The sequence below is a fragment of the Staphylococcus pasteuri genome (assembly GCF_030547725.1).
GTDB classification, from domain to species: domain Bacteria; phylum Bacillota; class Bacilli; order Staphylococcales; family Staphylococcaceae; genus Staphylococcus; species Staphylococcus pasteuri.
In genome coordinates, this window is the sequence record NZ_JAUOQO010000003.1 from 25058 (window position 1) to 40928 (window position 15871).

Sequence of the window (15871 nt, forward strand, 5' to 3'; positions counted from 1 at the left end):
ATGTGTCTTCACCTTATAGCGACAGTTACACGACACGTCCACATTGGGAACAACATAGCGCTCAATAATATACAACTGCTATTTTCGTTAATTCACACAAATTTCATTGTACCAGTTTATATAAAAGAGTCAATACTTTTATACTAAATTAGTTATATTTGATTTTCTATAATCGAAACGATTTTTTCCAATCCTATTCTATCTTGATCATTAAATCTATTTTTTATTGGCGCATCAATATCTAAAACGCCTATAATTTTGCCATCCTTATGAATTGGTACAACAATTTCTGAATTACTATTTGCATCACAAGCAATGTGACCTGGAAATTGATGGACATCTTTCACAACTTGTGTTTCATTAGTAGAGACTGCAGTTCCGCATACACCTTTTCCGATTTGAATGTGGACACAAGCAGGATGACCTTGAAAAGGACCTAAGATAAGTTCGTTTTCCTCTATTAAATAGAAGCCGACCCAATTAATTTTATCCATATTGTCATTAATAAGCGCAGAGGCATTACTTAATATAGCAATTAAATTAGTTTCATCTTCTATTAGACTAGAGAGCTGTTTTTGTAATAAGTCATAATTTGTATTTTTAATGTCTATCATAACCTGTCCCCTTAAATAATATTTTACAATAGTATAAGGTGTTTAAAATATTCTATCAATAAATACATTTTCTGATTTAATGAAACGATAAATTACGTTATAATAATGAATGATAACATAGGAGGAGAAGTACATATGGTGTTATATATCATTTTAGCAATAATTGTTATTATACTGATTGCTGTAGGTATAATGTTTTATTTGCGCTCGAACAAACGACAGCTCATTGAAAAGGCTGAAGAACGTAAAGTTGAAATTGAAACTCTACCTTTTGACCAAAACATTAAAAAATTATCAAGCTTAAACTTGAAAGGTGAAACTAAAACTAAATACGACGCAATGAAAAAAGACAACTTAGAAAATACTAATAATTACTTAGCTCCTGTTGAGGAAAAAATTCACAATGCTGAGGAGTTATTAGATAAGTTTAATTTTTCAGGTGCTCAAGCTGAAATCGATGATGCTCACGAATTAATGGATCAATATGAAGCTAGTTATAATAACCAAGTTTCACAAGTAGATGAGATTTTAGCACTACATAAAGATAATGAATCGTTATATGAAAAGTGCAAAGTTGATCATCGTGAAATGAAAAGGGATATTTTAGCTAATCGTCATCAATATGGTGAAGCTGCAAATCCATTGGAAACAGAAATTGAAAATTTTGAACCTAAATTATCTCAATATGAAGTATTAAAAGCTGATGGCAATTATGTGCAAGCACACAATCATATTTCAGCATTACATGAAGAGATGCAAAGTTTAAAAGAATATATGGAAGAAATTCCAGAATTAATCCGTGAAGCACAAAAAGAATTACCTGGTCAATTCCAAGACTTGAAATATGGTTGCAGAGATCTAAAAGTAGAAGGATACGATTTAGACCATGTCAAAGTTGATGGAACAGTTCAAAGCTTGAAAACAGAATTAAGTTTTGTTGAACCTATGATTAGTAGATTAGAATTAAACGAAGCAAATGATAAACTTGAATATATCAATGATAAATTAGATGAAATGTATGATTTAATTGAACATGAAGTTAAGGCTAAAAATGAAGTAGAAGAAACTAAAGATGTTATCACTGATGATTTATTTAAAGCCAAAGACATGAATTATACATTGAAAACAGAAATTGAATATGTTCGTGAAAATTATTATATTAATGAATCAGATGTTCAAAGCGTAAGACAATTTGAAAATGAAATTCAAAATCTTATCTCTGTATATGATGAAATTCTTAAAGAAATGTCTAAATCTGCAGTTCGCTATAGTGAAGTACAAGATAATTTACAATATCTAGAAGATCACGTGAGCGTTATTAATGAAAAACAAGATAAACTACAAAATCATTTAATTCAATTACGTGAAGATGAAGCAGAAGCTGAAGATAATTTAATTCGCGTACAATCTAAAAAAGAAGAAGTTTATCGCCGATTACTTGCTTCTAACTTGCCAAGTGTTCCGGAAAGATTCATTATTATGAAAAATGAAATAGATTATGAAGTTCGTGAAGTAGATGAACAATTTAGTGATAGACCAATACATGTAAAACAATTAAAAGACAAAGTTGCTAAAATTGTTATTCAGATGAACACATTTGAAGATGAAGCTAATGATGTATTAGTTAATGCAGTTTACGCTGAAAAACTAATCCAATACGGTAATAGATATCGTAAAGATTACCAAAGCATTGATAAAAGCTTAAACGAAGCGGAACGTTTATTTAAAAACAACCGTTACAAACGTTCAATCGAAATTTCAGAACAAGCACTTGAAAGTGTAGAACCAGGAATTACTAAGCATATTGAAGAACAAGTAATTAAAGAATAATTGATATTAATTAATAGAGACATGATTTCCATATAATTGGAAGTCATGTCTTTTATTTTTATAAAAAAATAGTATAATGCTTGAGTATGCTTATTTAGAATATTAAATGGTAAAATACCTCAATAATACATAATAATTATTAATATAAATAAACGAGATAAAACGCTATAAAATATAGAAATGATTATCCTAAATGTTTAGATTAAACTTAAAAATTTTCAAGAAAGAGAAGTGTTATCAATGATTTATTTAGATAATGCAGCTACTACAAAAGTTGATTCAAGTGTAATGAATTCTTTTGTGAAAGTTAATGAATCACTTTATTTCAATCCCAATAGTCCTCATCAAGCAGGTCTTCAAGCTGAAAAACTATTACAACAAGCAAAAGAGCAAATCAATCAAGCACTTAAATTAAATCATTTATATGATATTATTTTCACAAGTGGTGCAACTGAATCGAACAATATGGCTTTGAAAGGTATAGCTTATCGTAAAAAAGATACTGCTAATGAAATTATCACGTCAGTATTAGAGCATCCTTCTGTATTAGAAGTTGTAAGATATTTAGCTGAAAAAGAAGGATTCATATTAAAATATGTCAATGTTAAACCTAATGGACAAATAGATATTGAACATTTCAAAGCATTGATGAATGATCGTGTAGGGCTTGTAACATGTATGTATGTGAATAATATTATGGGACAAATTCAACCTATTAAACAAATTGTAAACATATTAAAAGAATATCCGAAAGCTCATTTTCACGTTGATGCCGTACAAGCACTAGGAAAAATCCCGTTAAATATAGACGGAATTGATAGTTTAAGTTTAAGTGGGCACAAATTTAACGGACTTAAAGGGCAAGGTTTATTAATTACTAGAACAGCTCATAATCTCGAACCAATTATTCATGGCGGTGGACAAGAATTTGGTGTTCGTAGCGGCACAGTCAATTTACCGATGGCGGTATCAATGGTTAAAGCAATCAATCAAGCTGTTCAACAAACTGAACAATTAAACCAAACATTATCTTCTTATCAACAACAAATAAGAGAAATGGTTGAAACTTATCCTGGTGTGAAAATAAACTCTCCAGAAGATGCAGCGCCACAAATCATTAATATAGGTTTCCCTGGTGTAAAAGGCGAAGTATTAGTTAATGCATTTTCTAAACAAGATATAATGGTTTCTACTACGAGTGCATGTTCCTCTAAAAGAGGAAAACTGAATGAAGTATTATTAGCTATGGGAATACCGGAAAAACAAATCGAAGGCAGTATCCGATTATCAATGGGTCAAACTACCACACAAGCTGATATTGATACATTTAAAGAAAAATTTGAACTAATATATAAAGAAATCAAGGAGTTGTTGAAATAATGAAATACGACCATTTAATCGTAAGATATGGTGAGTTAACGCTTAAAGGTTCTAACCGTAAAAAGTTTGTTAACCAATTAAAAACCAATGTGACTAGAGCGTTAAAACCTCTAGAAGGATTTCATATCAAAGGTAAAAGAGACCGTATGTATATTGAATTATCAGATGAAGCTGATATTGATGAAATCATTGACCGTTTATCAAAAGTATATGGTATCAAATCAATCAGTCCAGTATTAAAAACAGAAAAAAATGATCAATCAATTGCTGAAGTAGCTGTGCGTTTAGCACAATCATTTGAAAAAGGTTCTACATTTAAAATTGACGTCAAAAGATCTGATAAATCGTACCACAAAGACACTTATGAATTACAACGTGAAATTGGTGGCGAAGTATTAAAAAATGTTGAAGGTTTGACAGTAGATGTTAAACGTCCACAACATGAAATTCGAGTAGAAGTTCGATTAGATGCAATTTATTTATATGTAGATGTTATACAAGGATCAGGTGGTTTACCTGTAGGTACTGGTGGTAAGACGTTATTGATGCTATCAGGAGGTATAGATTCACCTGTTGCTGGTATGGAAGTTATGAAACGTGGCGTAACTATTGAAGCCATTCATTTCCATAGTCCACCATTCACAAGTGAAAAGGCTAAGGAAAAAGTCATTGAATTAACACGTATTTTATCAGAACGTGTGGGTCCAATTAAGTTGCATATTGTACCTTTTACTGAATTACAGAAGCAAATTAATAAATCAGTTCATCCAAGATATACAATGACATCTACAAGACGTTTGATGATGAGAGTGGCTGATCAATTAGTTCATAAAATTGGTGCGTTGGGTATTGTAAACGGTGAAAACTTAGGTCAAGTGGCTAGTCAAACATTAAATAGTATGTATGCCATAAACCATGTTACGTCAACACCGGTGTTACGACCATTGTTAACACTTGATAAAGAAGACATTGTTAAAAAAGCAAAAGACATTGGTACGTTTGAGGTGTCTATACAACCATATGAAGATTGTTGTACGATTTTCACACCTAAAAATCCTGTTACAGAACCTGATTTTGATAAAGTTGTAGAATATGAAAGTGTATTTAATTTCGATGATATGGTTGACGAAGCAGTTGAAAATATTGAAACGATAACTATAGATAAAAATTATAAATCTGAAAAAGATAAAACAACTGATGCTTTAATTGAAGATTTATTTTAATAGATTAGCGTAAAGGGGTCATGTCATGGGATGGGATGTATACGTTATATTAATCATAGTTTTATTTGGCTTTTTAGCTGCATTTATTGATTCGGTTGTAGGCGGTGGAGGTTTAATTTCAACCCCTGCACTATTAGCAATAGGGCTGCCACCTGCAGTTGCATTAGGTACAAATAAATTAGCTAGTTCTTTTGGAACATTAACGAGTACAATTAAATTCGTTAGGTCAGGCAATGTAGATTTAAAGATTGTTGCGAAATTATTTCCTTTTGTACTTGTGGCTTCAGTGGGCGGGGCATATTTAGCAACAATGCTTCCTGCACAATTGCTAAAACCATTAATCATAGTCGCTTTGTCATTGGTATTTATATATACGCTTGTTAAAAAGGACTGGGGATCAGTACGTACCTTTACTTCTTTTACACCTATAAAAGCAACTATGTTTGTTATTGCTTATCTCATCATTGGTTTTTATGATGGATTTATTGGTGGTTGCACAGGCTCTTTTATGTTATTTGTATTACTTATGTTTGGTTTTGATTTTTTAAGTGCTGCAGGTAATGCTAAAGTACTTAATTTTGCATCGAACATAGGTGCACTTATATTATTTATGTCATTAGGACAAGTAAATTATTTTTATGGAATGATTATGGCGATAAGTATGATAGTAGGTTCATATGTTGGAGCCCAATCTGCAATAAGTAAAGGCGTAGGTTACGTAAAAGTGTTATTTATAATCGTTACAGCAGTTTTAATTGTTAAAAATGCATATGATTATATTATACATCTGCTTACAAATTAAATAACTATAATAAAGCAAATCAAGGATGGTATTAATGCACATTGTATTAAAATATCTTTTGATTTGCTTTTTTATTTTCAATAAAATAAGTGGGGATAAGATATTCATGATTAACACACGTAATGACACGGATAAATTTTAAAAATATAAAAGTTTAAAATTGAATTTAGTCTTACTGTTATCGTATGATATAAATGTATGAAAATTATTTATAGGAGGTCATAACAATGACTGAAATTACTTTTAGTAACAATTCAGTAACATTATCAGGACAACAAGTGAATGTAGGAGATATTGCACCTGATTTTACAGTATTAGATAATGATTTAAATCAAAAATCATTAGATGACTATGCTAATAAGAAAAAATTAATTAGTGTTGTACCATCAATTGATACAGGTGTATGTGACCAACAAACTCGTAAATTCAACGAAGAAGCTTCACAAGAAGATGGTGTTGTATTAACAATTTCAGTTGACCTACCATTTGCACAAAAAAGATGGTGCGCTTCTAATGGTTTAGAAAATGTTGTTACATTAAGCGACCATAGAGACTTATCATTTGGTGAGAACTTTGGTGTAGTAATGGAAGGAATGAGATTATTAGCTCGTTCTGTATTCGTACTAGATCAAGATAATAAAGTGGTTTATAAAGAAATTGTGAGTGAAGGAACAAACTTCCCAGATTTTGATAAAGCTTTAGAAGCATATAAAAATTTATAAGAATTAAATTTTAGATACCGATTTGAATAGTAAGTGCCCATCTTTTTAAAAGTGATAAAATGATAAAATATTGATTTTCACTATCGAAATGATGGGCACTTTTTATAGAGAGGGAATTAAAATGACTGAAGAAAATACGATTATGGAAAAGTTATTCCAGCACTTAGATGAAAAAGCTAAAACTTTAAATCAAGAAAATGGGCAAAGTTTTATAGAAAATCTAGGTTTAGCTATGGAAGACGTTTATACAAGCCAACGAGAAATGTTGGAACAAGCAACATTGCAAGATCGAAGAAAAGCTTTCCAATTTGCATATTTAAGTTTAATGCAAGAGGAAAATATTCAAGCGAACCATCAAATCACACCAGATTCTATTGGACTTATTTTAGGATTCTTGGTACAACGATTTACGCAAAATAAAGAAGAGATGCATGTTGTCGATATTGCTAGTGGTGCTGGACATTTAAGTGCGGCTGTTAAAGAAGTATTAACCGATAAAACAATTATGCATCATCTTATAGAAGTGGATCCTGTATTATCAAGAGTTAGTGTGCATTTAGCAAATTATCTTGAAATCCCGTTTGATGTTTACCCACAAGACGCTATTATGCCATTACCACTAGAAGAAGCAGATATCATTATTGGTGACTTACCAATTGGGTATTATCCAGTTGACGAACGTAGTAAAGAAATGAAATTAGGTTTCGAAGAGGGACATAGTTACTCACACTATTTACTTATTGAACAAGCTGTAAATGCATTAAAAGGGGCAGGATATGCATTTTTAGTTGTTCCAAGTGAATTATTTTCAGGAGAACATGTGAAACAGTTAGAAAAATTCATTACTACAGAAACAGAGATGCAAGCATTTCTTAATTTACCATCAACATTATTTAAAAATGAGAAAGCTCGTAAATCTATATTGATTTTACAAAAGAAAGAAAATGGTGTTACAAAACCAGTTGAAGTATTTTTAGCTAATATTCCTGATTTCAAAAATCCACAACAATTCCAAGGTTTTATGTCTGAATTAAATCAGTGGATGGACACAAATCATACAAAAAAATAATCTGTAACAGTATAGAATTCAAACTGTGTTAATGATAAAATAAACTATGAAAAATATAATTAAACAAACGATGGAGGACAAAATATTATGTCAAAATTAATTTTGGCGATTAATGCTGGTAGCTCTTCTTTGAAGTTCCAGCTTATTAGAATGCCTGAAGAAAAAACAGTTACCAAAGGCGTTGTTGAAAGAATTGGTATGAAAGATTCAATTTTTACAATCTTAGTTGAAGGGGAAAAACTAACCGAAGTCAAAGATATCAAAGACCATGAAGAAGCGGTAGATATTATGTTGGCGAAATTCAAAGAACATAATATTATTCAAGATATCTATGAAATTCAAGGAACAGGACATCGAGTTGTACACGGTGGCGAAACATTTCCTTCATCAGCTGTAGTAACTGACGAAGTTGAAGAACAAATTGAGGCATTGAGTGAGCTAGCACCATTGCATAACCCAGCTAACTTGATGGGTATTAGAGCATTTAGAAAGCTTTTACCAGAAATACCACATGTAGCGGTTTTCGATACATCATTCCACCAAACTATGCCTGAACAGGCTTATTTATATAGTTTACCTTATCGTTATTATGAAGATTACGGAATTCGTAAATATGGTTTCCATGGTACTAGTCATAAATATGTTTCACGTCGTGCAGCAGAAATCTTAGGTAAACCAATTGAAGATTTACGCATTATTTCATGTCATATTGGTAATGGTGCATCAGTTGCTGCGATAGATGGAGGAGAATCAATTGATACTTCAATGGGATTCACTCCATTAGCAGGAGTAACTATGGGTACACGTTCAGGTAACCTTGACCCAGCGTTAATTCCATATATTATGGAGAAAACTGGTAAAAATGCTGATGAAGTGTTAAATATTCTTAATAAAGAGTCTGGATTATTAGGCCTAACAGGTACTTCAAGTGACTTACGTGATTTAACAGAAGAAGCTAAACATGGACGTCATAGATCACGTGTTGCATTAGATTTATTCGCTTCAAAAATCCATAAATATATCGGTTCTTATGCAGCAAGAATGCATGGCGTAGATGTAATTGTGTTTACTGCTGGTATAGGTGAAAACTCACATATCATTCGTGGTAAAGTGTTAGAAGGACTAGAGTTTATGGGCGTTTATTGGGATCCTAAGAAAAATGAAAATCTTCATGGTGAAGAAGGCGAAATCAATTACCCACATTCACCTGTTAAAGTACTCGTTGTACCAACAGATGAAGAAGTTATGATTTCAAGAGACGTAGTTAAATATGGTGGCTTATCTGTAGAAGAAGAATCATCAGAAAATGCTGAGTCAAAATAAAAAATTAAGTGTAACTAAAAATACCACTATCTAAAGTTAGATAGTGGTATTTTTTCTAACTAATGTTCTTTTTCAGCGTATTTAACTATAAAACAAATAAAAAACTCACCTTAATTAAAAGGTGAGTCTATATAACCTAAACTAATATTAATTAGAATATCTTTCACGTAATTGTGGAGTTGCAACTTGTGGTTGGAAGTCATTTGGAATTTCTTCTGTTCTTACAACTAAAACATCACAAGGTGCGTGTCTAACGATAGCTTCAGAAACAGAACCAACGATGAATCGTTCAACTGCATTAAGACCTGAAGTACCACTCATAATTAAGTCAGCACCAACTTCTGGTGCAATTTTTTTAGGGATAATCGCTTTAGGTGAACCAAATTCTAAACGCGTTTCAACGTTTGTAACACCAGCATTTGCTGCAACTTCTTTGTAACCTTTTAATAATTCTTCAGAGAAGTGTTTAGATTTTTCAGTAAATTGAGCATCATATACCTCATAAGAAGAATATGTTCTAGAGTCAATAACATTAACAATTGTAAGTTTTGCGTCGTTACGTTTAGCAACCCCAACTGCTTTGTTAAAGGCCCATTCTGCTTCGTGTGAACCGTCGACTGCGATTAAAATATTTTTGTAAGTAATCATAGTCAGTACCCCTTTCGTCTTTTCTTAATTTTATTTTAACATACTTTTCAGAATTTTTAACTCGAAAAATTAACAATTTTGTGTATTTTTGTAGGCGCTTTCATTTGAGTTTTAGTAGTGTTTAGGGTTAATATGATAGTGGAGGTGTGAGGAATGAAAATAGGTATTCCTAAAGAGATAAAAAATAATGAAAACAGAGTGAGTCTATCACCAAGTGGTGTACATGCATTGGTTGAACAAGGACACACTGTATTAGTTGAAACAAATGCTGGAATGGGCTCTTACTTTGAAGACATAGATTACAAAGAAGCAGGGGCTGACATCGTTTCAGAGGCTTCTCAAGTTTGGGATGTTGATATGGTTGTTAAAGTAAAAGAACCATTAGAAGAAGAATATCAATATTTCAAAGAAGGACTCATTTTATTCACTTATCTACACTTGGCTAATGAAGAAAAATTAACAAAAGCGCTTGTAGATAACAAAGTGATTGGTATTGCGTATGAAACAGTACAATTACCTGATCGCTCATTACCTTTATTAAGTCCAATGAGTGAAGTTGCTGGAAGAATGGCAACTCAAATTGGCGCTGAATTTTTACAAAAATTTAATGGTGGTATGGGAATTTTACTTGGTGGCGTACCAGGTGTTCCTAAAGGAAAAGTAACAATTATCGGTGGCGGTCAAGCTGGCACAAATGCTGCTAAAATAGCATTAGGTTTAGGTGCAGATGTCACTGTTTTAGATGTGAATCCTAAAAGATTACAAGAATTAGACGATCAATTTAATGGTAGAATTCATACTATTATGTCTAATCCTTTAAATATTGAAACATATGTTAAGGAAAGTGATTTAGTGATTGGTGCAGTATTAATTCCAGGAGCTAAAGCACCTAATCTTGTAACTGAAGATATGATTAAAGAAATGAAAAATGGTTCAGTGATCGTTGATATTGCAATCGACCAAGGCGGAATTTTTGAAACAACTGATAAAATCTCAACTCACGATGATCCGACTTATATTAAACATGGTGTTGTTCACTATGCTGTTGCCAATATGCCAGGGGCAGTACCTCGAACATCAACTTTAGCACTTAATAATGCAACATTACCGTTTGCTCAAACATTAGCTAATAAAGGCTATAAAGAAGCATTTAAATCAAATCATGCATTATCATTAGGTTTAAACACATATAAAGGTCATGTTACACATCAAGGTGTAGCAGAAGCGTTTGATATGCCTTATACTTCTGTAGAAGATGCATTAAAATCATAATTTATAATTAAATAAAAATGATATATAAATAATCCCTCAAATGGAGAATCATTTGAGGGATTATTATTGTTATTGTGAACAATAATTATTTTGTGTAATGCGTTAAAATTTCACAACCATTTTCAGTAACTAAAATATCATCTTCGATACGCACACCGGCTACACCCGGAACATAAATACCAGGTTCAATAGTAATCACCATACCCGCTTCTAAAATATTATCATTAGTACTAGAAACATCTTGATATTCATGTTCTTCAAGTCCTAAACCATGTCCAAGACGATGAGGGAAGTACTGTCCATAACCTGCATTATCAATAATATCTCTAGCGATTTTATCTATATCTTTTAATTTAACGCCTGGACGAATTGCAGCTATCGCAGATTCCTCTGCATCTAATACAATGTTGTATATATCTAAAGCTTCTTTAGAAGGTGTTCCAAATTGTACCGTTCTAGTCATATCACTACAATAATGCTCATAAATAACGCCTAAATCGAAAAGAACAAGTTCATTCTTTTGCAGTTTACGATTACCAGGTACACCATGAGGTGATGCGGCATGATCACCAAATAAAACCATAGTATCGAAACTCATCTCATTTACACCATATTTCTTAATTTCGTTTTCAATATGGTTAACGACTTCTCTTTCGCTAATGCCTTCTTTTAAATAAGCGACACCTATTTCAATACATTTGTCCGCAAGATTAGCAGCATGTTTTATTTTCTTAATTTCATCAATAGATTTAATATTTCTTAAATCTTTAATAACTTGATCTATATCGCCATAATGCTCTATTTGAAATGCATTCGTCAATTCACGTTGACGTTTTACTGTTAAATGTTCACTTTCTATAAGTATTTGTTTAAATGATTGTTGGTATAAATCAAACGGATTTTCTGTATCTAAATAGCCTATAATTTTTCCTTCATAAGGTGACTGTTTAACTTCTTCAACTTCCATTTTAGGGCAAAATAAAACAGTTTCACCATTTGATTGAATTAACAGTGCAAATAATCTTTCATGTGGTTCACTACGGTAACCAGTAAAGTAATATATATTTAAAGGTGTAGTAATCCATGCAGCATCTACATTCTCTTTTTGTAAATAATTTACGATGTCATTAATTTTTGACATGAAATTAACCTCCTATACCAGATTAAGTTAATTTTATTCCAAATAATCATATATTTCAAAGTTTCATATTATTAAATACCAAACGTGTTATAAAAATGGTGAGCTAGGGTATAATAAATACATAATTATTTAGGAGGGCTATAATAATGAAACTATCATTTCATGGTCAATCAACAATTTATTTTGAAGGCAACGGTAAGAAAGTAATCGTAGATCCATTTATATCAGGTAATGATAAATGTGATTTAGATGAACAAAGATTAGCAGTTGATTATATTATTTTAACGCATGGTCACGAAGATCATTTTGGCGATGTTGTAGAATTAGCTAATAGAAATCACGCTACAGTGATAGGTAGTGCAGAAATAGCTGGATATTTATCTACTTATTATGGTGTCGAAAATGTACGTGGAATGAACATTGGCGGTAAAGCTGAATTAGATTTCGGTAGCGTTAAATATGTTCAAGCATTCCATAGTTCTAGTTATACACATGAAAATGGTATTCCAGTATATCTTGGTATGCCAATGGGTATTGTTATTGAAGCAGAAGGTAAAACAATTTATCATACTGGTGACACAGGATTATTCAGCGATATGGAATTAATAGCTAAACGTCATCCAGTTGATGTATGTTTCGTTCCAATCGGTGACAACTTTACTATGGGTATAGATGATGCAGCATATGCAGTTAATGAATTTATTAAACCAAGTATCTCAGTTCCTGTACACTACAATACTTTCCCATTAATTGAACAAGATCCTCAACAATTTAAAGACGCTGTAAATGTTGGTGAAGTTCAAATATTAGAACCTGGTCAAGAAGTTCAATTTTAATTATAGATATAAAAACATCCTTGGTATGAGTGCCAAGGATGTTTTATAGTATGACGTTATTAATTACGCATTTATATTGAAATAAATATTAGCTAATCAATACATGTTATTTAACGATAAGTACTGGGACAGTTGCACGTTTAGCAACTTTGTGACTTACGCTACCAAGTACAAATTTTTTCTTTTCTTCTGCTTTGCGGTTACTAACGACAACAATGTCATACTTACCACTGTTAGCATGTTTTACTAGTTCTTCTTTTGCATTACCACGTACAATGATTTGATCATAATCAATACCATAATCTTCTAAAATGTGACGTGTTTTTTCTAAACGTTTGCTACGTTCTTCAGTGATTTTATCCAAATGCACACCAGCTTTAATTGACGCTTGAGCATCTTGTTCATTGATGGCATTTAAAATAGTTACAACAGTATCATCACCTGCAAGTTTAGAAACAGCTTCTAAAGCTTTTTCATTTTTAATATGAGTATCTACACCTAATAATATATTTTTATACATAAGTCTATCCCTCCTTATCTCCATTCTAATAAAAATAGGGGAATATTTCCATTTAAATTAAAAGTAATTTTAATAAAATTATCTTTTCACAAAAGATGTTAATTTATAATAGAAGTTTTATAAATTCGAAAGTGCGCTTCAATGATTTTTTCTCGTTAAAAAGTTATAATAAGCATAACATTGTTCTAAGAAGAGGTAACGTTATGACTAAACATGAACAAATTTTAAAACACATTGAATCGCTAGCGATCGGTTCGAAAATTTCAGTAAGAAAAATAGCGAAAGATTTAACTGTTTCAGAGGGTACAGCTTATAGAGCTATTAAAGATGCGGGCCAACTTGGTTTAGTAACAACAATAGATAGAGTTGGTACAGTTAGAATTGAAAAGCGAAATCGTGATGAAATTGATAATTTAACATTTAATGAAATTGCTAATATTATTGAAGGTCAAATTATTGCAGGTAAAAACGGTGTTAATAAAACAGTCTCAAATTTTGCAATTGGTGCTATGGAGTTAAAGGACATATTAAGATATATTGGTCCACAAACATTACTCATTATTGGAAACCGTGAACAAGTTCAGCTTGAAGTGATGAAAAGAGGAACAGCAATATTAATTACTGGTGGATTTTATCCAAGTAAAGAAGTGATAAAATATGCTGACGAACATGATTTACCTATTCTTTCTTCTAGCTACGATACATTTTTAGTTGCAAATATTATTAACCGTGCGATGTTTAATCAAAAAATTCGTAAAGAAATCTTAGTAGTTGAAGATATTGTTAAGCCTATTAATGAGCTTTCAGTTTTAATGAACTCTATGACTTTACAAGACTATAAACAAATTGCAAATGAAACAGGACATACACGTTTTCCAGTTGTGAATAATGATTATAAACTAGTTGGTATTGTCACTAGTAGAGAAATGATAAATATGAATGAAAATGATTTAATTGAAGACGTTATGACTAAAAATCCAATTAGTGTTAAGTTATCAAATACTGTGGCTAGTTGTGCACACTTATTAATTTGGGAAGGTATTGAACTCTTACCAGTTACAGATAATAATAAAAAAGCAGTTGGTGTTATAAATAGGCAAGATGTTTTAAAATCTATGCAATTATTAGGACGACAACCTCAAATTGGTGAGACGATTAACGATCAAATTGCGAAACATATTACAATTAACCATGACAGTATTCAGACGGATGTGTCGCCGCTATTAACTAATCATTATGGCACACTAAGTAAAGCCGTATTTGTCGGTATTATAGAAGAAACTTTACGTCATGAAATGAGAAAGTATAAAAAAGGCAATGTCATGATTGAAAGTTTGAATATTATTTATTTAAAAACTGTGCCAATTGAAACTGGTATCGATGTTGAGTACGAAATGCTAGATGTGGGAAGATATTTTGCTAAATTAGAAGTTACAATGTTTTGTCAAAATGAAAAAGTTGCTAATGCATCAGTCATTTGTCAAATGTTTGAAGGATATTAATCAATGATATAAAAGAGGGGTCAATATAAATGGAAATACTAATGAATGATATTATGAAAGAAATAGAATCAACAGACAAAGTTATCATACACAGACATGTGAGACCAGATCCAGACGCATACGGTTCTCAATTAGGTTTGAAATATTATTTAAAACTTAAATTTCCTGATAAAGAAATTTATGCAGTAGGTGAAGCAGAAGAGTCACTTAATTTTATTGGAACATTTGATCAAGTTGAAGATGAAACTTATCAAGATGCACTTGTAATTGTTTGTGATACAGCCAATGCGCCTCGTATTGATGATCAACGATATGCATTAGGTGCGAGAGTGTTAAAAATTGATCATCACCCTGCTGTTGATCAATATGGAGAAATTAATTTAGTAAATACTAATGCGTCTTCTACAAGTGAGATTATTTATGATATGATCCTGCACTTTAATGACGAAAGCATCATCAATGCGGACGTTGCACGTGTGCTTTATTTAGGTATTGTAGGGGATACAGGAAGATTCTTATTTAATAATACGACACAACACACAATGGAAATTGCTGGAAGACTAATTGGATTCCCATTTGATCATAATGCTGAGCTTAATAAAATGTCTGAAAAAGACCCTAGATTAATGCCATTCCAAGGTTATGTTTTACAAAACTTTGAGTTATTTGAAGATGGCTATTGTCAAGTGCGTATAACTAAAGATGTTTTAGAACAGTTTAATATTAAATCTAATGAAGCGTCACAGTTCGTCAATACCATTGCTGATATCCGTGGTCTTAAAATCTGGATGTTCGGTGTAGATGAAGGAGATCAAATTCGTTGTCGTCTACGTTCTAAAGGACAATTTGTCATAAATGATGTTGCCAGTGATTTTGGCGGTGGAGGCCATCCTAATGCTTCTGGCGTTTCTGTTTATAGTTGGGAAGAATTTGATTTGCTAGCCAAAGCTTTACGTCAAAAATTATAAGTACAATCACTTAAAGAAAGG

At 31.7% G+C, this 15871-nt stretch carries 15 protein-coding genes; 11 read left to right on the forward strand and 4 right to left on the reverse strand.

Features of this window, described 5'->3' with window-relative positions:
• Positions 1–152: 152 nt before the first annotated feature.
• Entirely contained in the window at positions 153–614 is a 462-nt protein-coding gene (msrC, locus tag Q4528_RS03765) for a free L-methionine (R)-S-oxide reductase MsrC (RefSeq protein ID WP_029055661.1), read from the reverse strand.
• A gap of 135 nt (positions 615–749) precedes the next feature.
• Here msrC and ezrA point away from each other — a divergent pair, with 135 nt between their 5' ends.
• From ezrA to Q4528_RS03800, 7 genes are all read left to right on the forward strand, one after another.
• Positions 750–2444 carry a septation ring formation regulator EzrA gene (ezrA, locus tag Q4528_RS03770; protein ID WP_017638236.1) on the forward strand — a complete coding sequence of 565 codons (1695 nt, stop codon included), beginning with the start codon at positions 750–752 and terminating at the stop codon, positions 2442–2444.
• A 240-nt stretch (positions 2445–2684) separates the two neighbouring features.
• The gene (locus tag Q4528_RS03775) at positions 2685–3824 is read left to right on the forward strand and encodes a cysteine desulfurase family protein (RefSeq protein ID WP_029055662.1); all 1140 of its coding nucleotides are present in this window, start codon (positions 2685–2687) and stop codon (positions 3822–3824) included.
• On the forward strand, positions 3824–5047 hold the full coding sequence (gene thiI, locus Q4528_RS03780; protein ID WP_046466804.1) for a tRNA uracil 4-sulfurtransferase ThiI: 1224 nt from the start codon (positions 3824–3826) through the stop codon (positions 5045–5047). Before Q4528_RS03775 ends, thiI begins: the two co-directional genes overlap by 1 nt.
• Before the next feature lie 25 nt (positions 5048–5072).
• A complete protein-coding gene (locus Q4528_RS03785) occupies positions 5073–5849 on the forward strand; it encodes a TSUP family transporter (RefSeq protein ID WP_303520598.1) in 777 nt (258 codons plus the stop codon).
• Between the two features lie 227 nt (positions 5850–6076).
• The gene (gene tpx, locus Q4528_RS03790; protein ID WP_303520600.1) at positions 6077–6571 is read left to right on the forward strand and encodes a thiol peroxidase; all 495 of its coding nucleotides are present in this window, start codon (positions 6077–6079) and stop codon (positions 6569–6571) included.
• A 121-nt stretch (positions 6572–6692) separates the two neighbouring features.
• Entirely contained in the window at positions 6693–7640 is a 948-nt protein-coding gene (locus Q4528_RS03795) for a class I SAM-dependent methyltransferase (protein ID WP_046466803.1), read from the forward strand.
• Positions 7641–7727: 87 nt separating this feature from the next.
• Positions 7728–8963 carry an acetate kinase gene (locus tag Q4528_RS03800; protein WP_017638230.1) on the forward strand — a complete coding sequence of 412 codons (1236 nt, stop codon included), beginning with the start codon at positions 7728–7730 and terminating at the stop codon, positions 8961–8963.
• 147 nt (positions 8964–9110) lie between these two features.
• Here the strand turns inward: Q4528_RS03800 and Q4528_RS03805 are convergent, their stop codons facing one another.
• Positions 9111–9611, reverse strand: coding sequence for a universal stress protein (locus Q4528_RS03805; protein ID WP_017638229.1), 501 nt, complete (start codon positions 9609–9611; stop codon positions 9111–9113).
• 153 nt (positions 9612–9764) lie between these two features.
• Here Q4528_RS03805 and ald point away from each other — a divergent pair, with 153 nt between their 5' ends.
• Positions 9765–10883, forward strand: coding sequence for an alanine dehydrogenase (gene ald, locus Q4528_RS03810; RefSeq protein WP_046466802.1), 1119 nt, complete (start codon positions 9765–9767; stop codon positions 10881–10883).
• 85 nt (positions 10884–10968) lie between these two features.
• On the opposite strand, the gene Q4528_RS03815 is transcribed toward ald, so the two are convergent.
• Positions 10969–12024 (reverse strand): M24 family metallopeptidase, encoded by a 1056-nt coding sequence (locus Q4528_RS03815; RefSeq protein ID WP_046466801.1) that lies wholly within the window; start codon positions 12022–12024, stop codon positions 10969–10971.
• A gap of 146 nt (positions 12025–12170) precedes the next feature.
• On the opposite strand from Q4528_RS03815, the gene Q4528_RS03820 reads away from it, so the two are divergent.
• Positions 12171–12860 carry a metal-dependent hydrolase gene (locus Q4528_RS03820; RefSeq protein WP_017638226.1) on the forward strand — a complete coding sequence of 230 codons (690 nt, stop codon included), beginning with the start codon at positions 12171–12173 and terminating at the stop codon, positions 12858–12860.
• 106 nt (positions 12861–12966) lie between these two features.
• On the opposite strand, the gene Q4528_RS03825 is transcribed toward Q4528_RS03820, so the two are convergent.
• Positions 12967–13380, reverse strand: a complete 414-nt coding sequence (locus Q4528_RS03825; protein WP_017638225.1) for a universal stress protein — start codon at positions 13378–13380, stop codon at positions 12967–12969.
• A gap of 203 nt (positions 13381–13583) precedes the next feature.
• Between Q4528_RS03825 and Q4528_RS03830 the strand changes: the two genes are divergently transcribed.
• Both Q4528_RS03830 and Q4528_RS03835 read left to right on the forward strand, forming a co-directional pair.
• Positions 13584–14882 carry a DRTGG domain-containing protein gene (locus tag Q4528_RS03830; RefSeq protein WP_017638224.1) on the forward strand — a complete coding sequence of 433 codons (1299 nt, stop codon included), beginning with the start codon at positions 13584–13586 and terminating at the stop codon, positions 14880–14882.
• A gap of 29 nt (positions 14883–14911) precedes the next feature.
• Positions 14912–15850, forward strand: coding sequence for a DHH family phosphoesterase (locus tag Q4528_RS03835; RefSeq protein WP_017638223.1), 939 nt, complete (start codon positions 14912–14914; stop codon positions 15848–15850).
• Positions 15851–15871 lie beyond the last annotated feature (21 nt).

Bases quoted from the DNA above. Each gene is read 5' to 3' on its own strand.
- Q4528_RS03795 (WP_046466803.1), top strand. From the start codon at position 6,693: ATGACTGAAGAAAATACGATTATGGAAAAGTTATTCCAGCACTTAGAT.
- Q4528_RS03785 (WP_303520598.1), top strand. From the start codon at position 5,073: ATGGGATGGGATGTATACGTTATATTAATCATAGTTTTATTTGGCTTT.
- thiI (WP_046466804.1), top strand. From the start codon at position 3,824: ATGAAATACGACCATTTAATCGTAAGATATGGTGAGTTAACGCTTAAA.
- msrC (WP_029055661.1), bottom strand. From the start codon at position 614: ATGATAGACATTAAAAATACAAATTATGACTTATTACAAAAACAGCTC.
- ald (WP_046466802.1), top strand. From the start codon at position 9,765: ATGAAAATAGGTATTCCTAAAGAGATAAAAAATAATGAAAACAGAGTG.
- ezrA (WP_017638236.1), top strand. From the start codon at position 750: ATGGTGTTATATATCATTTTAGCAATAATTGTTATTATACTGATTGCT.
- tpx (WP_303520600.1), top strand. From the start codon at position 6,077: ATGACTGAAATTACTTTTAGTAACAATTCAGTAACATTATCAGGACAA.
- Q4528_RS03825 (WP_017638225.1), bottom strand. From the start codon at position 13,380: ATGTATAAAAATATATTATTAGGTGTAGATACTCATATTAAAAATGAA.
- Q4528_RS03835 (WP_017638223.1), top strand. From the start codon at position 14,912: ATGGAAATACTAATGAATGATATTATGAAAGAAATAGAATCAACAGAC.
- Q4528_RS03805 (WP_017638229.1), bottom strand. From the start codon at position 9,611: ATGATTACTTACAAAAATATTTTAATCGCAGTCGACGGTTCACACGAA.
- Q4528_RS03775 (WP_029055662.1), top strand. From the start codon at position 2,685: ATGATTTATTTAGATAATGCAGCTACTACAAAAGTTGATTCAAGTGTA.
- Q4528_RS03815 (WP_046466801.1), bottom strand. From the start codon at position 12,024: ATGTCAAAAATTAATGACATCGTAAATTATTTACAAAAAGAGAATGTA.
- Q4528_RS03830 (WP_017638224.1), top strand. From the start codon at position 13,584: ATGACTAAACATGAACAAATTTTAAAACACATTGAATCGCTAGCGATC.
- Q4528_RS03820 (WP_017638226.1), top strand. From the start codon at position 12,171: ATGAAACTATCATTTCATGGTCAATCAACAATTTATTTTGAAGGCAAC.
- Q4528_RS03800 (WP_017638230.1), top strand. From the start codon at position 7,728: ATGTCAAAATTAATTTTGGCGATTAATGCTGGTAGCTCTTCTTTGAAG.